Source organism: Candidatus Nealsonbacteria bacterium CG07_land_8_20_14_0_80_39_13, from assembly GCA_002779355.1.
Classification (GTDB): domain Bacteria; phylum Patescibacteriota; class Minisyncoccia; order Minisyncoccales.
Map to the genome: position 1 here is coordinate 15,165 of PEWS01000044.1, position 21,170 is coordinate 36,334.

Consider the following 21,170-nt stretch of genomic DNA (forward strand, 5'->3'; position numbering starts at 1 on the left):
TTGACAAATAACTTTACATCGTCTATGCTGGAACTATGCTTTCAAAATTTATTCAGCAATTGCGAAAAAAGAATAATCTGACGCAGGAATTTCTGGCGTCTGAGCTTGGAATTTCCCGGCCGACCTATATGCAGGTTGAGCAAGGCCAAAGGGATTTGACCATTACCGAAGCGGGAAAATTAGCTTCTATCTTCGGCATATCGTTTGAAGATTTTAGACACGCTAAAGATTCCTCTATCGCTGTCGAAATCAAGAAAGAAAAGATGAAGTCGGAAGGAGAAAAACAGGGGATAAGAATCAGTATTCCGCAGAAAAATCTTAAAAAATTTAAGGAAGTTTTGCTTTATATTTTGTCAAAAGTTGGTGGCAAGTCAAATGTCGGCGAAGCCGTAATTTATAAATTGCTTTATTTTATTGATTTTGATTTTTACGAAAAGTTTGAAGAACAATTGGTTGGCGCGACTTACATTAAGAATCATTATGGTCCCACTCCCGTTGAGTTTAAGGTCATTGTTGACGATATGATTAAAAACGGCGAGGTCGTTAAGGTTGAAGGAAAATATTTTAATTATCCGCAAAGAAAATATTTAGCGGTTAGGCGGCCGAATCTTAATGTTTTGTCTGGTCGCGAAATAGAGCACATTGATGATGTTTTAGCGCGTCTTTCCGATAAAAACGCTAAGGAAATGGAAAATTATTCCCACGAGGACGTTCCTTGGAAAACGGCTGGAGATGGCAAGCCGCTTTCTTATGAAAGTGTTTTTTATCGCGATGAACATTATTCTGTGAGAAATTATGAAGACGAACTATAGCGAACTGCCGGAATTTTCTAAGGAATTTAAGCGGTTTTCAAGAAAATATAAATCATTGTCCGGCGACCTTGAAGAGTTTAAGCGCGTAATTGATGTTGCGCCACTTGGGAATAGCAAGCATTTCAATGTTATTACGCGAAACGAACAATGCGCTGTTGTTAAGGCGCGTTTATTTTGCCGTTATTTAAAAGGTTCTTCGCTCCGAATTGTCTACGCTTTTTATTGCCAAGTTCTTAAAGTTGAATTTATTGAGCTCTATTTTAAGGGCGAAAAGGAGAACGAAGACCGAGAAAGAATCAAAGATTATCTATCCCCTGCTTAAAGAATTGAGCAGGTACGGTATTATTAGGTTTTATAGAAGCTATGGGGACGAGGGAAATGGGAAAATCAGGAGAAAATATTGCCGAGAAATATCTGCTTGAAAACGGATATAAGATTTTAGATAAGAATTTTGTTTTCCGGTCAGCCGGCGGACCTCAAAAAGCGGAGATTGATATTGTCGCCGAAAAAGGCGATTCATTTATTTTCGTAGAAGTTAAAACCGCTAAAGAAAACGCCTTCTTTAATCCGGAAAATAAAGTGGACTTCAAGAAAAGAAATAAAATCGCCAGGGCGGCCGAGGTCTGGCTTTCCAAAAACAAAATCGCCTTGGACAAAAAATGGCAGATAGATGTTGTCGCCATCAGGGTTGACCCTTGCACGGAAGAGTTTAAGCTTTCACACTTTCCGAACATCTGATTAGAGGTAGCCGTTTTCCTTGTACCATTTTACAGAGTCCTTTATGGATTCTTTAAATGGCTTGAAAGTTAAGCCGAGTTCTTCTTTGGCTTTTTTGTTTGAATAAAATAAATTGGCTCTGTTTATCCGCGCCATTTCAGGAGTTAGTTTTGGTTTTTTGCCGATTATTTTTGAAAACCCCAAAAAGACATAAGCCAGAAAGGTGAACGCCCAATTGGGTATTTTTATAAAAGGAGGCTTCAGGCCGATTTCTTCAGCTATTATTTTTCTTATTTCACAAAAGCTTAAATTTTCTCCGACCAACAGATACCTCTCCCCTTTTCTGCCGGCCTGCCAAGCTTTGATTATGCCGTTAACAACATTATTAACATCAACAACAGCAATGCCATTGTCGGGATAAAGAAGGCCTATCGGGAATTTAAAATTAAAAGTCATATCTGTTTGAATTTTTCTGGCATCGCCGGCTCCATATACGGAAGCCGGGCAGACAATTACCGCATCCAATCCTTTTGCTATCCCCTTGAGAATTTCTTCTTCCCCTAAATGTTTTGTGTCGCAGTAATTAACCTTAAGCCCTCCGAGGCTATAAGGAATTGTTTCATCGCCAAGACCATTTTTCTTTATTCCGACAGTAACATCGGAGCTTATATGAATTAATTTTTTTACGCCGTATTCTAAACAGGCCTCAACCATATTCTTCGCCCCAAGGACATTCACTTCGTAGGCGAGCTTATTCATTTCGCTCCAATAGGAAATAACTCCAGCCAGATTGAAAACAACATCGCATCCTTGGACATCTTTTTTGACTTCTTCAGGGTTCCTGATGTCTCCGCTAAATTCATTGATGTCGTTATATCCTTGTTTCTTCAGTTCTTTTACGAGATGGGAGCCGACAAAACCGGAGGCTCCGGTAATTAAAATTTTCATTATTTTTTAATTATCTTTTTTAATATTTTAGGATAGTGTCTTTTTAAATGTTCAAGAAATTTTTCAAGAAAGCTTCCGGCTTTTCCGCCAAGCTTTCCCTCTTTGTTTTTTATTTTTCTTAAAATTTCTTCAACTGAAAGATTTTTTCCCGGTATTTCCAGATAGACTTTGCCGACCATATTAGAAAAATGCGCGTCAGATCCGGCGGTAAAAGCGAGTTCGTGTTTTTCAGCGAAATCAAAGGCCTCTTTGTTGGCCGAGCCGTACATTGTTGAATTTAAGACCTCAATTCCGTCGATTTCCTTAACCAATCCCTCCAGATTTTCTTTGAATTTGTGCTTCAAAATCCCAAAGGGGTGAGGGATAATCGCCATTCCTCTGGCTTTCTTAATTTCTCTTATTGTTTCAAGAGCGGTCAGTCTCTTGGGTATTGATTTCCTGATGTTCAGGCCGAGAATATCTCCGGCTTTGCTTTTTATTTCAATGGCCGGAATAATCAAAATTGCCTTGCCCTTAGCATATTCTTCGGCTTCTTTTACTCCGTCTATTGTGTTATGGTCTGAAATAGCCAAGCAGTCAATTCCCTTTTTGATGGCCGCATCTATCATCTTTTTTGGCGAAGATATGCTATCATTGGAATATGAGGTATGGCAATGTAAATCGCATTTCATAAAATCATCTTAACATATTTGCATGATTTTATTTATTCTTTCCTGTTTGTATTTTTTTCTGCCGGCTTATATCGCCAATATGGCTCCCCCCTTGATGAGGAGAACTGGGCTTTTCAAATTTTTATATAAATCCATTGACGCAGGCAGGCAATTTAGGGGAACTCCGATTTTTGGCGACCATAAAACATGGCTAGGGATAATATCTTCTCTTATTACTGGGACAATGGTTGTCGGACTTCAATTTTGGCTTTACCAATTTCCCTTTTTTAAAGAAGTAAGTTTTTTAAATTATTATCAGATCAATATTTTATTCTTCGGCGTTACCATATCCCTAGGAATGATTTTTGGCGATTTGCTTTTTTCCTTTATCAAGCGCCGGGCGAATTTGAAGCCCGGGACGCCTTTTATCCCTTTTGATCAAATTAATTATGTCATCGGAGTTTGCCTAGTCCTCTCCCCCTTTTGGCTTTTTGACAAAGATTTCTCCAAAATTGACTTAGGTGTTTGGCTGGCTTTGCTTTTCTTGACGCTTTTTCTTCATATTGTTATTAATAGGATAGGATACGAGCTTGGTCTGCATAAGGCGAAATGGTAAAATCACTAAAATCAAAAATTTATGTTTGTAAGAGGCGTCGGGATGACAAAATTTGATTTTTCTCGAGAACCGTGGTGGCGGTTTGCTTATGATGCGGCAATGGAGGCTTTAGATGACGCTAAAATGAAAATGACGGACATTGAAGCCATTGTTTTTTCGGGAATGTCCAGCGCTTCCGGCCCGGGCGGAGAGCACCAGACCCATAAGGTTTCTTTGCTTTCCGATTTATTTAAAACAAATGTTCCTATCATTGAAACTCCCTCTGTCTGCGGAGGAGGCGGAGTGGCTTTTTGGACAGCCCTAAGATTGGGCTTTAAGAATGTTTTGGTTTTGAGCGGAGAAAGGCTCACCGACAACCTAAGCGAAATAACCACTGATCATATTTTATCAGCTGCTGAAAGAAATATTGAGCAGATGGAGGGAATGCTCTTTCCTGTCCAAAACGCTTTAGTCTGGCAGCAATATAAGAAAAAATACGATGCCACCGAAGACGATTTGTCTTTAATCGCTTTCAAAAATCATCAAAACGCAACCTTGAATCCGAAAGCCTATTATTATAAGAGGCCGGTTACGCTTGAGGAAATAAAAAACTCCCCTATCGTTTCTTCTCCCTTGAGATTATTTGATTGTTCTTTGTCTGTTAACGGCGGAGCGGCTGTAGTTATTTCAAAAGAAAAAGGCGATTCGGAAATTGAAGTTATCGGTTCCGGTTTTGCAACGGATTATCTTTTGACTTTCGGCAGAGAAGATATTACCCATTTCAAGGCTACTCGATTGGCGGCTAAAAAAGCATTTGAACAAGCGGGATTAAAGCCAAGCGATGTTAATGTAGCGGAAGTTCATGACGCCTTTACGTCAGTTGAATTATTGTCTTATGAAGACTTGGGATTTGCCGAAGTTGGCAAAGGGGCGGAATTAATAAGGAGCGGGAAAATTAATTTGGATGGAGAGATGCCCATCAATCCTTGCGGAGGACTAAAAGCGAAAGGCCATCCGATTTCTGTTACCGGATTGGCTCAAATATGCGAAGTTTCTAATCAATTGAGGGGCAGATGCAAGGAGAGGCAGGTCAAAGAACCTAAAATCGCTTTAACTCACAACATTGGTGGCGTCGGCGGCAGCGTCACCGTCCACCTCTTCCGCAAAATTTAAAAATTGACAGGAAATCTTAAAAGAATATACTTATTTTGAGCTTAAAATACTAAATTATGGTTTCACTTACCCTCACAATCGGATCACAAGTAAAAAATCCCAAAAAGATTTTAGTGGAAATGGATTTTGAAAAATTTGAAAGATTAGCCGCAAATCTCGGTTTTTTTAATCAGGATTTTTTGAAAAGCGTGGATTTAGCGGAGAAGGATTATAAAAACGGGCGCATCAAAAAGATAAGATCATTAGGAGAATTAAGGAGGTAATTTTATGATAGAGATTTTTATCACCGAGGAATTTCGAAAACATTATGAAAATCTGCCAAAAGAAGTTCAAGTGAAAACTGAAAAACAGGAAAAATTATTTCGTCAAAATCCTTTTTACCCATCGCTTCGTACTGAAAAATTAGAGCCAAAGGGCAAGCAATTATGGAGCTTCCGTGTTGATAAAAGCTATAGAGTTTTTTTTCGTTTTATCAGCAGAGATTCTGTTTATTTTCTTACAATTGATCCTCACGATTGGATTTATAAGCTAAAATTTTGAGTTTTAATCTATTTGGCGTTGAAGATCCGTAGAAGGTTTTCGACGGCTTTTTTTATTTCAGGGGTGATTTCTATAAAGGAGACGCCTTTGTCGGGAATGCCTCGGATAACAACTGAACCGACGGGAGCTAAGATGATGGCCGGAAGAGCCAAAAGATCTTCTTCTCCCTCAACAAGAACATTTTGATTATTTTTTATGGCCTCCTCTATTATATTCCAAGCTTCTTTTTGAATTGTCCCGGCCGGGTTGGCGCAATGCAAAGAAAAATCAAAGTCAATTTTGAAATCCCCTCTTTTCGTCTTTCTGTCACAGACCTTGATATCAGAAAAAGGAAATTCAACAGAGCAAAAATCTCCGACAGTAATGAGTTGGTGGTATTTTTTGCGTTCAAGTAATCGTCTTACTTCTTTTCCGACCCTTTCCTTTGTTCCGGAAATAATTATTCCCCGAGTTTTCTTCAGTTCTTCCCTGTTTCCATCAGGCAGAATGTATGTTTTATAAAGGTTTTCCATAGCTTTGATTATATCAGGACATCTTCCAATATCCAAGAAAATATGGTAAAAAAGCTATATGAGTTTTTATAAGTGTCAAAAATGCCAGAAGGCTTGGCAATATCCGATTGAGAGGTGCCCCGATTGTTTTTCAATCCTAGAAAGAAGCCTGCCGGGCAAGGCAAAGGTTGTCGGAGTCTCTCAGGTAAAGGTCTCCACAACTCTGCATCCGCAAACCCCTTTCTTTGCCTTAGTCTTGGAAGACGAGAATGGCAACCGCTGGGCGCACAAGTCTTCCATAGAATATAAAATCGGCGATGAGGTTGAATTTAGCCCCAGCGTTGACAAAAACGCAGTGGCTATTTGGCGGACGAAGCACGACATCTTGGAAGCGATTGATAATTTAGTCGGGCTTTTGGGAGGATTGAAAATTGGAGAAGATAGCAAGATCTTGGTTTTGCCGAGCATTAATTCTTCCAAGCATCCTTATCTGGCTGAAAACACCAGTCCTCAATTTTTGGAAGCAATGATTGATTATTTGTTAAGCAAAGGAGCAAAAAGCGAAAATATCAAGATCGTTGCTCAAAGTTTCAATGACGTTCCTGCCGGCGTTTCAGCAACCAAGTCTCAACTAATCGATGTTTGTAAGAATAAGAAAGTGGAGCCGATTGATTTGGCTGAAAAAGGATTTGTGAAAAAAGGCGGGGCTGATATTTCTGAATTGGCTTTTTCAAACGATATAATTATCAATTTACCCATCTTGGGGTTGAATGCCAAAAAAGGGATAATAAGCGCAACCGAGAATTTGCTGAAATTAGCTAAAAAAGAATTTTATTTAGGGTTGAAATATCTTCACGACGAAGAAGAGGTAACTAAAAAAATCATCGGCGTCCTCCCTGAAATTTTGAATGTGGCGGAAGCGATTTACATTCAAAGACAAGATAAAGCGAATGTTTATTTCGGCTTGGCTTTGGCAAGTTTTAATTCTTTTAATTTGGATAGGGTTTTCGCGGAAACAGCTATGATCAAGAACTTGCCGGCATTTCTTAAGGAAATAAATCTTGAAAACATCCTTGTGGTCGGCAGGAGTATTAAAGAAGTCCAAATTGAAGCAGACAAACTGGGAATATAATCCAAAATTAAAAATTAAAAATTAAAAATTACGAATCAAACATTTGAGAATACCTTTATAGGCGTTATCTTGCCTCGCACATCAATTAAGGCCCATGTAATTGTAAGGGATGTTGTTTTGGTGGTTTCTTTTGCTTTGCTGACTGCGGTTTGCGCTAAAATAAAACTTCAGATAGGGATCGTGCCGATAACAATGCAGACATTTGCTGTTATTCTTTCCGGACTTTTATTGGGTTCGAGAAGAGGGGCTTTATCGCAAATAACTTATTTATTCGGGGGTTTATCCGGAATTCTTTGGTTTTCTCTGGGAGGAGGAATGGCTTACTTGATGTCCCCTACCTTGGGTTATATCGTCGGTTTTATTTTTGCCGCTTTTATTGCCGGAAAATTAGCGGAGAGGGGCTGGGATAGGAAATTAATAACAACCGGCTTGGCCATGATCATCGGGCTTTCGATTGTTTATTTTTTCGGTTTATTATGGTTAGCTAGATTTGTCCCGGCAGACAGGTTATTGGCAGCCGGGTTGATTCCTTTTCTCCCCGGAGAGGTCTTGAAGGTTTTATTGGCAGGACTTTTATTGCCCCTCGGTTGGAAATTAATCGGTAAGAGTAAAAAATTTCCGCCAGAGGCGGATCAGCCTATGGCTGAAAAAATTAAAAAATAAAATAAAAAAAATATGTTTAAAGACAAAGTGGTTTTGATAACAGGTTCGTCGCAGGGCATCGGCAAGGCCATAGCTCAAAAGTTCGCTTCTCAAGGAGCGAAGGTGGCTTTGAATGACATCGCTTTCGTAGAAGAAAATTTGAAAAAACTGGTTGGAGAACTCGGCAATGGCGCCAAATATTTTTTGGCAGATATCTCTAAGATGGAAGATGTTGAGAAGATGGCTCAAGATATTCAAAAAGAATTCGGCGGATTGAATGTTTTGGTTAATAACGCCGGCATCTGCAAGGACAGGACTTTGGCAAAAATGACAACAGAGGAATGGCAGAAAGTGATAGATGTTAATCTGACAGGAGTTTTTAATTGTTCAAAGGCAATGTTGCCATTGCTGATCCCCAATCAAGGAAAAATTATCAGCCTCTCTTCTGTCAATGGACAAATAGGGTCTTTCGGGCAGACAAATTACGCCGCTTCCAAGGCAGGAGTAATTGCTTTCACTAAGTCTCTGGCTAAAGAAATAGGAAGATTCGGCTGTAATGTTAATGCTGTGGCGCCGGGTTTTATTGAAACCCCGATGACGGAAAATTTGCCGGAAGAAGTAAGGGTTGGGGCCAAAAGACTTACTGCCCTTGGAAGATTCGGCAAACCGGAAGAAATCGCCAATGCCGTAAGCTTTTTAGCGTCAGACGAAGCCAGTTTTATTTCCGGAGCGGTTATTAATGTCAACGGTGGCTTATACTAATTCCTAATTCCTATGATATTAGATAAAAAACAAATTAAAGAGATTATTCCCTATAGCGAACCATTTCTTTGGGTTGATGAAGTGGAGAGCATTACAGAAGATACGATAACAGGATACAAAAATACTTCTCCTGAAGATGAATTTTTCAAAGGACATTTCGTCGGTTTTTCGATTATGCCCGGCGTTTTAGTTGTTGAAGGAATCGCTCAAATCGGAACTATTCTTTTGAGAAAAAAAATGGGTGCCGGAAACGAGAAAAAACACCTTTTCGCTTATCAGGTAAGGAGCGTTTTCTTTTATAAGCCGATTTTCCCCGGCGATAAAATAAAATATAAAGTTGAGCTGGTTAGATTTTACGGAGACAAAGTTGCTAATTTCAAGGGAGAAGCATATGTCGGAGAAGACAGAAAATGCGAGGTCCGATTTGTCGTGGCAGTTGTTGATAAAGAAGAATTTAAAGAAAAATATGGCGCTGGAGGAAAGCCGGTGGCCATAACTGAACTTCCGCCCTTGAGAATAGGCAATATCTTCGCTAAATATCCTATAATTCAAGGAGGAATGGCTGTCAGAGTTTCTCTTCATAATCTGGCCGGCAATGTTGCTAAGGAGGGAGGCATCGGCATCATCGCTATTTCCGGAATGATGGACCCTGAAGAAGTGAAAACAGAAATCAGGAAAGCCAGAGAAATAGCCGGACCAGGAGGGGTGATAGGAGTAAATATTATGGGAATGATGACCCGTTTTAAAGAAATGCTGGAAGTGGCTATGCAGGAAGGAATAGATTTGGTTATCCAGGGGGCCGGATTTAGGGAAGATATTTTTGAATTAGGAAAGAAATATCACACCCCTATATTCTGTTTGGCTTCGTCAGCCAAAGTAGCTCAAAGAGGAGAACAAATGGGCGCCACTGCAATTGTTGTTGAAGGTAAGGAAGCCGGCGGGCATCTTGGTTTTCCGGCGCCTCGTCCATTTAGGAAAACAGAGGACGTTCTTAAAGAAGTTGTGGAAGCGGTTAAAATTCCGGTAATCGTCGCCGGAGGGATTTTTACAGGGAGCGATATTGTGAAAATGTTGAAGATCGGAGCTAAGGGGGTCCAGATGGCGACAAGGTTTGTTTCTACTGAAGAATGCGACGTTCATCAGAACTTTAAAGACGTCTATATAAAAGCCAGGGAAGAAGATATAGTTATTGTCCCCTCTCCGGCCGGATTGCCGGGAAGGGCGGTGAAGACGACGTTCATAGAAAAAGTTTTGAGAGGAGAGGGGCCTAAACCCGATCCGAAAGAATGCCAGAGATGCATAACGGTTTGCAATAAAAAATATTGTATTTTGAAGGCTTTGGAAAACGCCCGCAAAGGCGATGTGGAAAACGGCTTGGTTTTCGCCGGAGAAAATGTTTGGAGAGTCAAAGAAATGACTACAGTCAAAAAATTAATAAAGGAATTGGTCGATGAGGCAAATGAAACATTAAAAAAGGAACCGCTTTATTTATAAACATATGTTTGAAAACAATAAACTGACAAAACTTTTAGATATTAAATATCCCATAATCCAAGGAGGAATGGCCGGCGTTTCTGAATCCATATTGGTTTCAGCTGTTTCCAATGCCGGAGGGCTGGGCGTTATCGGTTCCGGATTTTTTCCTTCCAAATGGCTTGAGGAGGAAATAAAAAAAACGAAAGAACTTACTGATAAGCCTTTCGGCGTTAACTTGTTGTTGCAGAATCTGGCGGCCGCTGATTTATTGAAAGTGATAATTAAAGAAAGAATAAAAGTTGTTTTTACCGGCGGAGGAAATCCTTTGCCGATTTTTCCTTACCTTCAGGTAGCCGGGATTAAAATAATACCCGTCGTTCCCTTTTCCCGTCTGGCCAAAAAGATGGAAGACAACGGCGCTGATGCCGTAGTTGTTGAGGGGACAGAATCGGGAGGACACATCGGAGAAGACACTACATTTTGTCTGATTCCTCAAACAAAAGAAAAGCTTAAAGGCATTCCCCTCGTAGCGGCCGGAGGAATTTACGACGGAAAAACAGCAGCCGCAGCTCTTATTTTGGGAGCAGACGGTTTCCAAATGGGGACAAGATTTTTGGCCAGCAAAGAATGCCAGGTCCATGAAAATTACAAAAAAGCCATAATAGACGCTATTGATGAAGATATCGTTCCTGTGGCCAGATTTACCGGTCATCCCTTAAGGATGCTTAAGAACGCCTTGACCGAAAAGGTTAAAGAATTGGAAGCGAAAAATCCTTTCCCGGAAGAAATAAAAGCCGAGAAATACGCCGGATCGCGGGCGGAAACAGGAAATATTGATCAGTCTCCCCTGCTTTGCGGAATTTGCGCCGGAGGGATAAAAGAAATTAAAACTTGCCAAGAAATAATAGACGACATTGTTAAAGGAATTGAAGAGGCGGTCAGAACCGCTTCAGAAAAATTACTTTAAAAATTTATGAATTTTATAATGTCTTGGTTTTGCAAAATTTGCGTAAAACCATTGGTTGATAAATTTCTCATAAAGGAAGTCAGGGGGCTGGAAAACGTTCCCCGGAAAGGCAATTTTATTTTGATGGCTAATCATCAGAGCCATATGGATGAAATGGCTACCGGATATGTTTGTGTGCCCAAGACATTCCATTTTATAGGGCAGGTGGACAGTTATAGGGGCGTTATAAAAGTTTTTCTTTATCTTCTTTATTTTATCGCCGGAGTAATCCATCTCAACAGGAAAAGCGAGGAATCAAAAAAAAGATCGCTGGAAGAGTCAATAAGTTATTTAAAAAAGGGGCATTGTTTAATAATTTATCCCGAAGGGACAAGGTCAAGAACCGGGGAAGTTGGGGAAGGAAGATGGGGAACAGCCAAGCTTTATTTGAGAACAGGAGTTCCTATTTTGCCGGTCGGGATTAGAGGGACATACGATCTTATGCCTCCGAAAGGCGGGAAGATAAAAATAGAAAAACTCATCCGTATCAATGTCGGCAAGCCACTCGTTTTTGAAAAGGAATTAGCTGAAGCGAAAAATCTGGAATGTGGCACAGAAGAATACAAGCAAGTTTGCCGGCGCATCACCGAAAGGGTTATGGCCGAAATTAAAAGTTTAGTAATATGAAACTTCCCTTTGCCTTATTTTCTAAGCTTTTTATATTCCCTATCGTCGGATTGTTCGTCAAAAAAATTATCAGTTATCAGGAAAACATTATCGCTCAAGAAAAATTGCTGGGGAAAGGGTTTGTCGTGGCTGTGAACCACATTAACAGCTTTGATCATTGGATTATCTCCTTTGCCTTAAAAGACAAGTTAAGAGATATAAGATTTATAGGAGCGCTGGACGAACCGCTACTCTGGCTTCCTTCCAAAATTCTTTATTATCTCGCTAATACAATTTCCATCAACAGGAAGAAAATCAACAGAGAGGATTTTGTCAAAAAAGTAGTCCCTCATTTGAATGCCGGGAAAATAGTCGTAATCTATCCGGAAGGCACGACGAACAGGAAAAAATATCTGTTAAGGGGAAAAACCGGAGCCGTGGAGTTGGCCGTCAGGGCCGGAGTCCCCATAGTTCCTTTGGGGATGAGGAAGGGAAAGGGATTATTTGGGAGGATTGTTGAGATCGGCAAACCGATGATTTTCAAGGAAGAAGATGTTGATGATTTCCATAAATTTCTTAGGGAGAAAACTGACGGAATGATGAAAGAAATTTCTAAAATTTGCGGGAAACCTTATCCATATGACAATCAGTAAAATTTTAATTGCCAATAGAGGAGAAATTGCCCTGCGGATAATCCGCACATGCAAAGAGATGGGAATAAAAACAGTTGCTCTTTATCCAAGAGGAGTGGATAAATGGCAGTTTTTAGAAACCAGATTTGCCGACGAATCTTATTGCATGGAAGAAGATGGAATTTTAGGATACCTTGATCAGGGGAAAATAATCCAGATCGCCAAAATGGCTAAAGCGGACGCTATCCATCCCGGTTATGGTTTTCTGTCAGAAAACGGAGCCTTCTCTGAACTTTGTCAGAAAAACGGCATTAAATTTATAGGTTCTCAGCTCGATACCTTAAGAAAATTGGGCGATAAGATAGAAGCTAAAAAAATAGCCAAAGCTGTTAAATGCCCTTTGTTGCCGGGAACGGAAAGTCCGCTCAAAAGCGATGAAGAGTGTTGGGATAATGCCAGAAGGATTGATCCCCCATTCATATTGAAAGCAGCTAACGGCGGAGGCGGAATGGGCATAGAAGTTATTGAAGAAAGAAATAGAAATAGGATTATAGAAACTTTTCATAAATTAAAAAGAGAAGTGAAGAACGCTTTCGGTTCAGATGAGATTTTTATTGAAAAATTTTTAAGAAGACCCCGTCACATTGAGGTTCAGATATTGGGAGACGGAAAAGGCAGAGTTGTTCACTTCGGAGAAAGAGAATGTTCTATTCAAAGAAGGCATCAAAAACTTGTTGAAGAAGCCCCGGCTCCTTTACTGGATAGAAGGATCAGGGATAAAATGTTGGAAGTAGCGGTAAAAATCGGGGAATATATGAGATACGAAAGTCTTGGAACAGTGGAATTTTTGCTTGACGAAGATAAGGAATTTTATTTTCTTGAAGTTAATCCCCGGATACAGGTTGAACATCCCATAACGGAAATAATTGCCGGAGTTGACCTTGTTGCTCAGCAGATCAGAATCGCCGGAGGAGAAGAATTGAAAATCAGGCAAAAAGATATTATTTTTTCCGGTTCGGCCATTGAGTTTCGTATTAACGCTGAAGATGCTTTAAATAATTTTCATCCTTATGCCGGCCAGATTGAAGAATATCTTGCTCCGATGGGCAAGGGAATTGAGATGCATACCTTTTGTCAGACAGGGCAGATAATATATCCTTTTTTTGACAGCCTTATTGCCAAAATGGTCGTTTTCGGTAAGAATAGGAATCAGGCCATCAGAAGAGCCAAAAGAGCTTTTAGCGAGATTATTATTGAAGGAGTTCCGACCCTTATCCCCTTTTTTAGAACTTTGATCAGTAGCCCGGCTTTTCAGGAGGCGAAAATTTCAACTTCTTTTATCAAAGAGGAAAATATTATAGAGAAACTTAAAGAAGAATTTCCTCAAGGAGAAAAGAAAATTTTTAAAACTTGCAAGCCATTAGACGAAAAAGATATAGCTTTTTTCGTGGCCAGTATTTATCAAGAAATGAAGGGAACGGAAAAAGACAAAGATGTTTCCAATAAATGGAAAACATCAATTCGCCCCGCCTGCAACGCTTTGCCCGCCACCATGACTGCCATCAGGCTGTCGGGCTGGCGTAGCAATGCGGGCAGGCATGGAGCGTGGAAACGGTTTTAAAACTATGAAAACTAAGATTAAAATTGGAGAAAAATATTATCAGGTTGACGTTTCAGAAATAAACAGAGATTTTTTAAAAGTTAGAGTTGATGACAAAGATTTCTTCTTTAAGGAGAATGAATTTCAGGAATTGATTCCCGTTGATGAGAAAGAATTAGCGTCCGGTTCAGAGGGATGGAAAACAGAGGCGGTTTTGTGGGATTCCAGGGCAGGAAAAGAAATTAAAAGCCCTCTTACGGGAACGATTTCCGGCATTGATATTAAGAAAGGAGACAAGGTCAAGCCCGGCCAGAAACTGATGACTTTAATCGCCATGAAAATGGAAAATGAAATCGTGGCCGAAACAGCAGGAGTTGTAAAAGAAATAAAAGCCGAGGCCGGAAAGTTGGTAAATTCAGGCGACATTTTAGTAAAATTAGAGTAAAATAAAATTATGAATATAAAACACTTTGAGAAACTTGAGTCAACGAGTTCAACGGCTAAAGAGATGGCTGAACAGGGGGTTGAGCCATGGACGGTTATTTGGGCTGATGAGCAGAATGCCGGCCATGGTAAAGAGGGCCGAGACTGGCATTCTTCTAAGGGTGGGCTTTATTTTTCAGTTATTTTACCGAAAAGCAATATAGATGACTTGCAGACAATAACTATTTTAGCCGCTTTTATTACAGCTAAGGTTATAAAAAATAATTTTTCATTAGAACCTTTTATCAAATTGCCGAACGACATTTGGGTAAATCAAAAAAAGGTTTGCGGAATTTTGACTGAAAATGTCATCGGTAGCGATATCAAGTTGTCAGTGATCGGGATCGGCCTGAACACGAATATAGAAAAATTCTCTCCGCAATTGGAAAATGCGGCCACATCCATTAAAATAGAAACAGGCCAAGAAGCAGATAACGAGAAAATTTTAAAACAAATCGTGGAAGGATTAAAAGAGCAGTTAAAAACCATCAGCCAATAAATATATGAAAAAAGAACTTGAAAAATTAGAGGAAAATTTAAAAAAACTGGAAGGTTCTGAATTAGTTGAGCAGCAACATCAAAAAGGAAAACTTTCTGCCAAAGAAAGAATTGACTTGCTTTTAGATTTGGACAGTTTTGTGGAAGTAGATTTTTTTGTTGAAAGCCGTTTTAATATTTTGGGGATGGATAAGAAAAAAATTGCCGGAGACGGAGTTGTCGCCGGATTCGGAAAGATTAACGGACACCATGTTTATGTTTACAGCCAGGATTTTTCAAAAATAGGCGGTTCCTTGGGGGAAATGCATTCTCAAAAAATAATTAAGGTCATTGATTTGGCTTCCAAAACAGGCTGTCCGGTGATTGGAATTATTGACAGTGGCGGAGCTAGGATTCAGGAAGGAATAGCCAGTCTTGACGGCTATGCCGGAATATTTAAGGCCATGATAAGCGCTTCCGGCGTCATCCCCCAGATCAGCATTGTCGTTGGCCCTTCAGCTGGAGGAGCTTCTTATGCTCCCGGGCTTTCTGATTTTGTTTTTATGGTTGAGGGTATTTCTCAAATGTATATTACCGGTCCGGAGGTGATAAAATCGGTTACGGGCGAAGAAGTTTCTTTTGATGATTTAGGAGGAGCTTCTGTTCATGCCGTAAAAAGTGGCTGCGCCCACTTTGTCTTCAAAAATGAGAAGGATTGCTTCCTCGGAGCAAAGAAGCTTCTCTCTTATCTGCCTCAAAATAATATGGAAGATGCTCCGGCGCGCAAGAGTTTTCTGTCAGAGGTTTTTTCAGGAGAATCATTAAGGCTGTTGGAGATTATGCCCGAAGAAGACAAGAAGGGGTATGATATGAAAGAAATCATAGATGAGGTTTTTGATAAAGGTTCTTTCTTTGAAGTTCAATCCGGTTTTGCCGTGAATTCCATAGTCGGCTTGGCGAGGTTAACGGGAAGCGTTGTCGGAGTCGTGGCTAACCAGACAAAATTTATGGCCGGAACACTTGATATTGATTCTTCTGATAAGGTCGCCCGTTTCGTAAGAGTTTGCGATGCTTTTAATATTCCTTTAATCAATTTAGTTGATACTTCCGGCTATCTCCCCGGTGCTGACCAGGAATACAAAGGAATTATCAGACATGGAGCTAAAGTTTTATATGCTTTTGCCGAAGCAACGGTTCCTAAAATCAGCATTATATTGAGGAAAGCTTTTGGCGGAGCTTACATCGCTCTCGCCTCCCGCAAGCTCGGTTATGATAAGGTTATCGCTTGGCCGACGGCCCAAATAGCTGTCTTGGGAGCGGAACAGGCGGTAAAAATTATTTACAGAAAAGAGATTGCTGTCAGCAAAGAGCCGAAGAAATTTGAAGAAGAAAAAATAAAAGAGATGAGAGACATATTCCTTAATCCTTTTCAGGCGGCCAAGCTGGGGCAGGTGGATATGATAATTAATCCCAAAGATACGAGGACGGTTTTGATTAAGTGCCTGGAGTCGCTTGAGAATAAAAGAGAAATCAGGGCGGACAGAAAGCACGGCAACATCCCCCTCTAATTTTTTTCAATTTTCAATTTTCAAAACCTTGACAGCATTTTATAATTTGATATATTGAGAATACCCACAGCTACCCCTCAATCCGAACACTTAACGCATTCAACTCCAGATCTTGATAGCGGGGTCCTCTTGAGCGAGGGAATTGCTTTTAGTTCTTTTTTATGCCAAGGGAGAAGTTGTCCTCTAACTAAAGAGAGAGAGGCGGACTCCATGATTACAACGTGGGCGAGAGGGTTCGAACCCCTTCCCTTGGCAATTTTTTATTTAGCATTTAATATTTGACAGGGAATTTGGGTTTTGGTAATATTTGGATATGAAAAATATGGTTTTGAGCAGGAATATAATTATTAGCATTATTATCAGATCTCTCTTGAGAAAGGGGTAAGTTGTTGTTTAGAAGTTAAAAATTATGAGCGACTCCCCTCTTTCCCAGAAGAGATTCTTCTTTTTATTATAAAGAAAACTTTTCTGTAAATAGAAATTTAAAAATTTAATACACTTGAAAATGAAAGACGCAGAAAAAGATGATAACGAAAAAATGTGCCCATTATGTAAGGGAACCAAAAGAACAAAGATAACAGACTGTAATACTGGAAAGGAGTCTACTAGGCCGTGTAAGGAATGTTGTAAAGATGAGGCAAGGTGGTATATATAGAATCTATGTATGAATTTTATTCATTGAGCGCAAAAGGAGGCCATCCTCCTTCTTTTTTTTGACAAAAAATGCCTTTTGAGATAAGATGATTTTAGTTTAGTTTTAGTCCGACAGAATCGGGCTTTTATTTTTAAGTCTTTATATGTTAAAATATTAACAGAATTAAATATTAAAATACTATGTTAGATATAAAAAATTTCATTTCGGCCATTGGCCAAATAGCGGAAGAAAAAGGGATTCCCCAAGAAAAAATCTTGGAGATTATTGAGGTGGCCATTGCCACAGCCTATAAGAAAGATTACGGAAAAAAGGGGCAGGTAATCAAAGCTAAACTAAACCCTGAAACAGGAGCGGTTAATTTTTGGCAGTCCAAAACAGTGGTTGACGACACTTTGGTTTATTTTGAGGAAGAAAAAAAAGAGGAAGAATTGCCTAAGGAGGGTCTTGATGAGTCCAGAGAGGAAAAAGAAAGAAGGGAAAAAAGAGAAGAGATGGAAATGGCGGAAGGAAAAGACGAGAGCGGAAGAGTAAAGTTTAATCCGGAAAAACATATCTTATTGGAGGAGGCCAAGAAGGAAAATTCCAAATTGGGCATTGGCGACGAATTAGTCATTCCCTTGGAAATTCAGGAAGGTTATGGCCGTATTGCCGCTCAAACAGCTAAGCAGGTTTTGATGCAGAAAATAAGGGAATCGGAAAGAGAATGCATCCGCGAAGAATACAAATCCAAGGAAGGAGAAATCGTTTCCGGCATAGTCCAGAGAATAGAAAATAGGAATGTCTTTTTGGACATCGGAAAAACTTTCGGAGTTTTAACAAGAGAAGAGCAGGTTCCCGGAGAATTTTACAAGATCGGTCAAAGATTAAAAGTTTTTGTTGTTAAAGTTGAAGAAACTTTCAAGGGTCCGGTCATCTTTCTATCCAGAGCCTATCCAAGACTTGTTTCAAGGCTTTTTGAATTGGAAGTTCCGGAAATCGCTGACGGACAAGTTGAGGTAAAATCAATCGCCAGAGAGGCAGGTTCCAGAACAAAAATAGCTGTCTTTTCCTCTAAGGAAGGCATTGACCCTATCGGAGCGACAGTCGGACAAAAAGGCACCAGAGTTATGGGAGTTATCAACGAGCTGGGCGGAGAAAAAATAGACATTATTGAGTATTCTGAAAAACCGGAAAAATACGTTGCCAATGCTCTGGCTCCGGCTAAAGTGGTAGATGTGAGGATAATAGGGAAAAACAAAGTTCTGGTAATTGTGCCGGAAGACCAGCTGTCTTTGGCCATAGGCAAAGAAGGCCAGAACGTCAGATTGGCCGCCAAGTTAACGGGCTGGAAAATTGATGTTAAAGGAGAAAATGACAACGAGGGCATAGAACGAGCTGAAAAGGCGGAAGCAGAAAGTCAAGGATTAAAACAAGATGCAAAAAAAGAAGAAGTCAAGGAAGAAAAGAAACTATCTCCTACTAAGCCAGAAAAAAGCCTAAGAAAGCAAAGCCTAAGAAAGCGTAATGTTCGTTCGGTTTTTAAATTGGGTCATTAAAAATTTTTAGAGACATGACTTTAGTTCCAACTGTTATAGAAAAATCTCAATATGGCGAACGGGCCTATGATATTTACTCCCGTCTTTTAAAAGAAAGGATTATCTTTTTAGCCGGCCCGATAAATGACATCACGGCTAATTTAGTTGTGGCTCAAATTTTATTTTTAGCGTCTAAGGATTCCAAAAAAGACATTCAGCTTTACATCAACAGCCCCGGCGGTTCAGTCCCGGCCGGTTTGGCTATTTACGACACCATGCAATATGTTAAGCCGGATATCTCCACTGTTTGTGTCGGTTTGGCCGCTTCTTTCGGCGCTGTTTTACTGGCCGCCGGAGCTAAAGGGAAAAGATTTGCTCTGCCTAATGCGGAAATTTTATTGCATCAGGTTGCCGGAGGCGTAAGCGGACAAGCGACGGAGATTGAAATCACAGCCAAGCAGATTATAAAAATCAAAGGAAGATTAAATAAGATTTTGGCCAAGCATACCGGACAGGCCTTGCCGAAAGTGGAAACAGACACTGACAGAGACTTCTATCTTTCCGCCGAAGAAGCCAAGGAATATGGTATAGTAGATGAGGTGATAAAGACGAAAGCGTAAATCCAAAATCTAAATGTCAAATGTCAAATCAAGTTCAAAATCTAAAATCTAAAAATAAATACGATTTAGTAGAAAGGACAGCTGTGTTTGGCGAAGATATTATCGAATTTGCCAAGGAATTACCCAAAAATCCTATTAACAATCCCAAGTGGTTCGTTCAGGGACTAGCGTAGGGGCAAATTACATGGAAGCAGACGGAGCAGAATCTAAAAAAGATTTCAAACATAAGATAGCTATTTGCAAAAAAGAATCAAAGGAAACAATGCATTGGTTCAGAATGATAGCCAAGGCCAATTCTGAAAAAGCGGAGAGGTGCAGAGAATTGTATAAAGAGGCGCATAAACTGGCATTGATATTTAGATTTAAAAAAATATGGTTAAATTTTTAAACAAAGAAAATTCTAAAGTTATATTTATTGTCTTGATGACGGTTGCCATTTTGATTGCCATCATTATTTTTTTGATTTACAATAAAGAAAAAGGGCGACAAAATCTCTCCCCTGCCCCGCAGGAAAAGACGATAGAGGAAATCATGAAAGAAAATATCATAACGGAGTTGCCATCAGGAGAAGAGAAAGAGGAAATAGAAAAAATTATAGAAAGAAATACTGTTGCCAATCCGATTTCTGATAAAAAAAGAGAGCAATTGGATAATATATTAAAAGAAAATAAAATAAACCAATAATTATTAAAAAATATGAATATAAAATTTTTTTCTCAATCATTAAGTGTCATTGCTATTTCTTGTCTGATGGCTGTTGGAGTTGTTTGGGCATGGACCGAGCCGACTGCGACTCCTCCTGGGGGAAATGTAAAAGCTCCGCTTAATGTTGGTCCTGATATGCAAGAAAAATTAAATGGTTTGATATTGAATACTGGTAATGCTCCCCTTGGCTTAATCGTCGCCAATGGCAATGTCGGCATCGGGACGACGACGCCGAACTCAAATGCAAAACTGGACGTAGCCGGACCGATAAGAATTCAAGGCCAAATTAGCGCAACTTGCGATGGCACCACTAGGGGCTTAATTTATTATAATAGTGGAGATGGTAATTTCTATGGTTGTACGGGGGCAGGATGGAGAGTTTTAAATAACAACCCGTAGGTTTTATGAGAAAATTATAAAACAAAAAGGCGGAAGAATGCCGAGGAGTAGAAAAAAGATTGCAGGTAATTATTCCTGTATTGTTAGTTTTTTTATTAAGCATTGGAGGGGCGACGAGCGTAATTTCTGCCGATTGTTGCGGAAATGGCATCTGCGAATGGTTCTCGAATGAGAGTGAGAATTGTGGCAATTGTCCGGCAGATTGCGCAAAAGACCTTGATGGAGACGGGTATCTGAAACTAGATTGGAATTTTTGTCCACCGCCTTTGGGCACTGATTATAACGACAATAATAAAGGAGTAAATCCCATCGTGGCAGAAAACTGTAGCGATGATGTAGATAATAATCAAAATGGCCAAACTAACGAGGGATGCGTTTGCAAAAAAAATGATCTCCCTGTTCCGTTAGAACCGCGAGAAGTCCCGATATCTTCCACCGCCAATGCCATTCTTATCATCCTCCTTTTGATTGTCGGAGTAACGAGGATCAGATCTGGCAAATGATTGTTTGTAGTACCAACTGGTCGAATCTATAGCCGGTTTTTTATTTCCCAAATCTCCCTTTCTCAAATTCCCTCTTTTTCTTTTCTTAAGATAAATGTATAATAAATCAAGAATCAAGAAGTGGGAGACACCCTTAATGCTGACTACTTGATGCTTGATACTAGTCTATGGCGAAAAAGTTTTTAACCATAATTTTAATAACTCTTTTTATCAGCTTCGCTCCCCCTGCGTTTGCTTTTAGTATAGACGGTGGCGGCGTTTGTTCTTGCAATACCTGCGTTGATTGCACGGCTGCTTTGAATGACAATACGAATTGCTCCAGTACAGTAAAATTAACCGCTGATATCATTGATCAACCAACAACCTGTATTGATAATCCGACATTTTTTACCAATAAGACCTTTGATTGCCAGAACAAGACAGTTGACGGAGCAATGACCTTAAACGGGGCGGTGGCAACAAGC

At 39.8% G+C, this 21,170-nt stretch carries 27 protein-coding genes and 1 pseudogene; 24 read left to right on the forward strand and 4 right to left on the reverse strand.

Annotation, left to right across the window (positions count from 1 at the left end):
• The first annotated feature begins 35 nt into the window (after positions 1-35).
• Genes COS96_03185 through COS96_03195 form a run of 3 tightly spaced genes read left to right on the forward strand, consistent with a single transcriptional unit; the run spans position 36 to position 1,550 of the window.
• Entirely contained in the window at positions 36-812 is a 777-nt protein-coding gene (locus tag COS96_03185) for an XRE family transcriptional regulator (GenBank protein PIU43648.1), read from the forward strand.
• Positions 796-1,134: a hypothetical protein gene (locus COS96_03190; GenBank protein PIU43649.1), complete on the forward strand. Its 339-nt coding sequence runs from the start codon at positions 796-798 to the stop codon at positions 1,132-1,134. The genes COS96_03185 and COS96_03190 overlap by 17 nt, the downstream gene beginning before the upstream one ends.
• Before the next feature lie 41 nt (positions 1,135-1,175).
• Positions 1,176-1,550 (forward strand): YraN family protein, encoded by a 375-nt coding sequence (locus COS96_03195; protein ID PIU43650.1) that lies wholly within the window; start codon positions 1,176-1,178, stop codon positions 1,548-1,550.
• Here the strand turns inward: COS96_03195 and COS96_03200 are convergent, their stop codons facing one another.
• Both COS96_03200 and COS96_03205 read right to left on the reverse strand, forming a co-directional pair.
• Positions 1,551-2,477 (reverse strand): hypothetical protein, encoded by a 927-nt coding sequence (locus tag COS96_03200; GenBank protein ID PIU43651.1) that lies wholly within the window; start codon positions 2,475-2,477, stop codon positions 1,551-1,553. It lies immediately after the preceding gene.
• Entirely contained in the window at positions 2,477-3,148 is a 672-nt protein-coding gene (locus tag COS96_03205) for a phosphoesterase (protein ID PIU43652.1), read from the reverse strand. The genes COS96_03200 and COS96_03205 overlap by 1 nt, the downstream gene beginning before the upstream one ends.
• A 22-nt stretch (positions 3,149-3,170) precedes the next feature.
• On the opposite strand from COS96_03205, the gene COS96_03210 reads away from it, so the two are divergent.
• Genes COS96_03210 through COS96_03225 form a run of 4 tightly spaced genes read left to right on the forward strand, consistent with a single transcriptional unit; the run spans position 3,171 to position 5,435 of the window.
• Positions 3,171-3,743, forward strand: a complete 573-nt coding sequence (locus COS96_03210) for a hypothetical protein (GenBank protein PIU43653.1) — start codon at positions 3,171-3,173, stop codon at positions 3,741-3,743.
• 21 nt (positions 3,744-3,764) lie between these two features.
• Positions 3,765-4,895: an acetyl-CoA acetyltransferase gene (locus tag COS96_03215; protein PIU43654.1), complete on the forward strand. Its 1,131-nt coding sequence runs from the start codon at positions 3,765-3,767 to the stop codon at positions 4,893-4,895.
• A 56-nt stretch (positions 4,896-4,951) separates the two neighbouring features.
• A complete protein-coding gene (locus tag COS96_03220) occupies positions 4,952-5,158 on the forward strand; it encodes a hypothetical protein (protein PIU43655.1) in 207 nt (68 codons plus the stop codon).
• Positions 5,159-5,162: 4 nt separating this feature from the next.
• Positions 5,163-5,435, forward strand: coding sequence for a hypothetical protein (locus tag COS96_03225; GenBank protein PIU43656.1), 273 nt, complete (start codon positions 5,163-5,165; stop codon positions 5,433-5,435).
• Positions 5,436-5,443: 8 nt separating this feature from the next.
• Here the strand turns inward: COS96_03225 and COS96_03230 are convergent, their stop codons facing one another.
• Entirely contained in the window at positions 5,444-5,983 is a 540-nt protein-coding gene (locus COS96_03230; GenBank protein ID PIU43657.1) for a hypothetical protein, read from the reverse strand.
• Between the two features lie 22 nt (positions 5,984-6,005).
• Between COS96_03230 and COS96_03235 the strand changes: the two genes are divergently transcribed.
• From COS96_03235 to COS96_03315, 17 genes and pseudogenes are all read left to right on the forward strand, one after another.
• A complete protein-coding gene (locus COS96_03235) occupies positions 6,006-7,058 on the forward strand; it encodes a hypothetical protein (GenBank protein ID PIU43658.1) in 1,053 nt (350 codons plus the stop codon).
• A gap of 69 nt (positions 7,059-7,127) precedes the next feature.
• Positions 7,128-7,721, forward strand: a complete 594-nt coding sequence (locus tag COS96_03240) for a biotin transporter BioY (protein ID PIU43659.1) — start codon at positions 7,128-7,130, stop codon at positions 7,719-7,721.
• Positions 7,722-7,733: 12 nt separating this feature from the next.
• Positions 7,734-8,462, forward strand: coding sequence for a 3-oxoacyl-ACP reductase (locus tag COS96_03245; protein ID PIU43660.1), 729 nt, complete (start codon positions 7,734-7,736; stop codon positions 8,460-8,462).
• Positions 8,463-8,474: 12 nt separating this feature from the next.
• A complete protein-coding gene (locus COS96_03250) occupies positions 8,475-9,956 on the forward strand; it encodes a hypothetical protein (protein ID PIU43661.1) in 1,482 nt (493 codons plus the stop codon).
• A gap of 4 nt (positions 9,957-9,960) precedes the next feature.
• Positions 9,961-10,905, forward strand: coding sequence for an enoyl-[acyl-carrier-protein] reductase FabK (locus COS96_03255; protein ID PIU43662.1), 945 nt, complete (start codon positions 9,961-9,963; stop codon positions 10,903-10,905).
• Positions 10,906-10,911: 6 nt separating this feature from the next.
• The gene (locus COS96_03260) at positions 10,912-11,571 is read left to right on the forward strand and encodes a hypothetical protein (protein PIU43663.1); all 660 of its coding nucleotides are present in this window, start codon (positions 10,912-10,914) and stop codon (positions 11,569-11,571) included.
• On the forward strand, positions 11,568-12,203 hold the full coding sequence (locus COS96_03265; protein ID PIU43664.1) for a hypothetical protein: 636 nt from the start codon (positions 11,568-11,570) through the stop codon (positions 12,201-12,203). The genes COS96_03260 and COS96_03265 overlap by 4 nt, the downstream gene beginning before the upstream one ends.
• Positions 12,190-13,803: a pyruvate carboxylase subunit A gene (locus tag COS96_03270; GenBank protein ID PIU43665.1), complete on the forward strand. Its 1,614-nt coding sequence runs from the start codon at positions 12,190-12,192 to the stop codon at positions 13,801-13,803. The genes COS96_03265 and COS96_03270 overlap by 14 nt, the downstream gene beginning before the upstream one ends.
• The gene (locus COS96_03275) at positions 13,769-14,227 is read left to right on the forward strand and encodes a hypothetical protein (protein PIU43666.1); all 459 of its coding nucleotides are present in this window, start codon (positions 13,769-13,771) and stop codon (positions 14,225-14,227) included. The genes COS96_03270 and COS96_03275 overlap by 35 nt, the downstream gene beginning before the upstream one ends.
• A gap of 9 nt (positions 14,228-14,236) precedes the next feature.
• Positions 14,237-14,764: a biotin--[acetyl-CoA-carboxylase] ligase gene (locus tag COS96_03280; protein PIU43667.1), complete on the forward strand. Its 528-nt coding sequence runs from the start codon at positions 14,237-14,239 to the stop codon at positions 14,762-14,764.
• A 4-nt stretch (positions 14,765-14,768) separates the two neighbouring features.
• Positions 14,769-16,310: a methylmalonyl-CoA carboxyltransferase gene (locus COS96_03285; GenBank protein PIU43668.1), complete on the forward strand. Its 1,542-nt coding sequence runs from the start codon at positions 14,769-14,771 to the stop codon at positions 16,308-16,310.
• 834 nt (positions 16,311-17,144) lie between these two features.
• Positions 17,145-18,500, forward strand: coding sequence for a transcription termination/antitermination protein NusA (nusA, locus tag COS96_03290; protein PIU43669.1), 1,356 nt, complete (start codon positions 17,145-17,147; stop codon positions 18,498-18,500).
• Between the two features lie 14 nt (positions 18,501-18,514).
• On the forward strand, positions 18,515-19,099 hold the full coding sequence (gene clpP, locus COS96_03295) for an ATP-dependent Clp endopeptidase, proteolytic subunit ClpP (protein ID PIU43670.1): 585 nt from the start codon (positions 18,515-18,517) through the stop codon (positions 19,097-19,099).
• A 20-nt stretch (positions 19,100-19,119) separates the two neighbouring features.
• A pseudogene (locus COS96_03300) lies at positions 19,120-19,487 on the forward strand (four helix bundle protein).
• The gene (locus COS96_03305) at positions 19,472-19,783 is read left to right on the forward strand and encodes a hypothetical protein (protein PIU43671.1); all 312 of its coding nucleotides are present in this window, start codon (positions 19,472-19,474) and stop codon (positions 19,781-19,783) included. Before COS96_03300 ends, COS96_03305 begins: the two are co-directional and overlap by 16 nt.
• A gap of 12 nt (positions 19,784-19,795) precedes the next feature.
• A complete protein-coding gene (locus COS96_03310) occupies positions 19,796-20,203 on the forward strand; it encodes a hypothetical protein (protein ID PIU43672.1) in 408 nt (135 codons plus the stop codon).
• Between the two features lie 59 nt (positions 20,204-20,262).
• Positions 20,263-20,706, forward strand: a complete 444-nt coding sequence (locus COS96_03315) for a hypothetical protein (protein PIU43673.1) — start codon at positions 20,263-20,265, stop codon at positions 20,704-20,706.
• A 160-nt stretch (positions 20,707-20,866) separates the two neighbouring features.
• Here COS96_03315 and COS96_03320 read toward each other — a convergent pair whose 3' ends face one another.
• Complete coding sequence (locus COS96_03320) at positions 20,867-21,055, reverse strand: hypothetical protein (protein PIU43674.1); 189 nt, start codon at positions 21,053-21,055, stop codon at positions 20,867-20,869.
• Positions 21,056-21,170: the final 115 nt, after the last annotated feature.

Bases quoted from the DNA above. Each gene is read 5' to 3' on its own strand.
- COS96_03265 (PIU43664.1), top strand. From the start codon at position 11,568: ATGAAACTTCCCTTTGCCTTATTTTCTAAGCTTTTTATATTCCCTATC.
- COS96_03275 (PIU43666.1), top strand. From the start codon at position 13,769: ATGCGGGCAGGCATGGAGCGTGGAAACGGTTTTAAAACTATGAAAACT.
- COS96_03200 (PIU43651.1), bottom strand. From the start codon at position 2,477: ATGAAAATTTTAATTACCGGAGCCTCCGGTTTTGTCGGCTCCCATCTC.
- COS96_03245 (PIU43660.1), top strand. From the start codon at position 7,734: ATGTTTAAAGACAAAGTGGTTTTGATAACAGGTTCGTCGCAGGGCATC.
- COS96_03195 (PIU43650.1), top strand. From the start codon at position 1,176: ATGGGGACGAGGGAAATGGGAAAATCAGGAGAAAATATTGCCGAGAAA.
- COS96_03210 (PIU43653.1), top strand. From the start codon at position 3,171: ATGATTTTATTTATTCTTTCCTGTTTGTATTTTTTTCTGCCGGCTTAT.
- COS96_03220 (PIU43655.1), top strand. From the start codon at position 4,952: ATGGTTTCACTTACCCTCACAATCGGATCACAAGTAAAAAATCCCAAA.
- COS96_03310 (PIU43672.1), top strand. From the start codon at position 19,796: ATGAATATAAAATTTTTTTCTCAATCATTAAGTGTCATTGCTATTTCT.
- COS96_03250 (PIU43661.1), top strand. From the start codon at position 8,475: ATGATATTAGATAAAAAACAAATTAAAGAGATTATTCCCTATAGCGAA.
- COS96_03305 (PIU43671.1), top strand. From the start codon at position 19,472: ATGGTTAAATTTTTAAACAAAGAAAATTCTAAAGTTATATTTATTGTC.
- COS96_03285 (PIU43668.1), top strand. From the start codon at position 14,769: ATGAAAAAAGAACTTGAAAAATTAGAGGAAAATTTAAAAAAACTGGAA.
- COS96_03255 (PIU43662.1), top strand. From the start codon at position 9,961: ATGTTTGAAAACAATAAACTGACAAAACTTTTAGATATTAAATATCCC.
- COS96_03205 (PIU43652.1), bottom strand. From the start codon at position 3,148: ATGAAATGCGATTTACATTGCCATACCTCATATTCCAATGATAGCATA.
- COS96_03235 (PIU43658.1), top strand. From the start codon at position 6,006: ATGAGTTTTTATAAGTGTCAAAAATGCCAGAAGGCTTGGCAATATCCG.
- COS96_03270 (PIU43665.1), top strand. From the start codon at position 12,190: ATGACAATCAGTAAAATTTTAATTGCCAATAGAGGAGAAATTGCCCTG.
- COS96_03320 (PIU43674.1), bottom strand. From the start codon at position 21,055: ATGATATCAGCGGTTAATTTTACTGTACTGGAGCAATTCGTATTGTCA.
- COS96_03260 (PIU43663.1), top strand. From the start codon at position 10,912: ATGAATTTTATAATGTCTTGGTTTTGCAAAATTTGCGTAAAACCATTG.
- COS96_03215 (PIU43654.1), top strand. From the start codon at position 3,765: ATGTTTGTAAGAGGCGTCGGGATGACAAAATTTGATTTTTCTCGAGAA.
- COS96_03225 (PIU43656.1), top strand. From the start codon at position 5,163: ATGATAGAGATTTTTATCACCGAGGAATTTCGAAAACATTATGAAAAT.
- nusA (PIU43669.1), top strand. From the start codon at position 17,145: ATGTTAGATATAAAAAATTTCATTTCGGCCATTGGCCAAATAGCGGAA.
- COS96_03185 (PIU43648.1), top strand. From the start codon at position 36: ATGCTTTCAAAATTTATTCAGCAATTGCGAAAAAAGAATAATCTGACG.
- COS96_03280 (PIU43667.1), top strand. From the start codon at position 14,237: ATGAATATAAAACACTTTGAGAAACTTGAGTCAACGAGTTCAACGGCT.
- COS96_03190 (PIU43649.1), top strand. From the start codon at position 796: ATGAAGACGAACTATAGCGAACTGCCGGAATTTTCTAAGGAATTTAAG.
- clpP (PIU43670.1), top strand. From the start codon at position 18,515: ATGACTTTAGTTCCAACTGTTATAGAAAAATCTCAATATGGCGAACGG.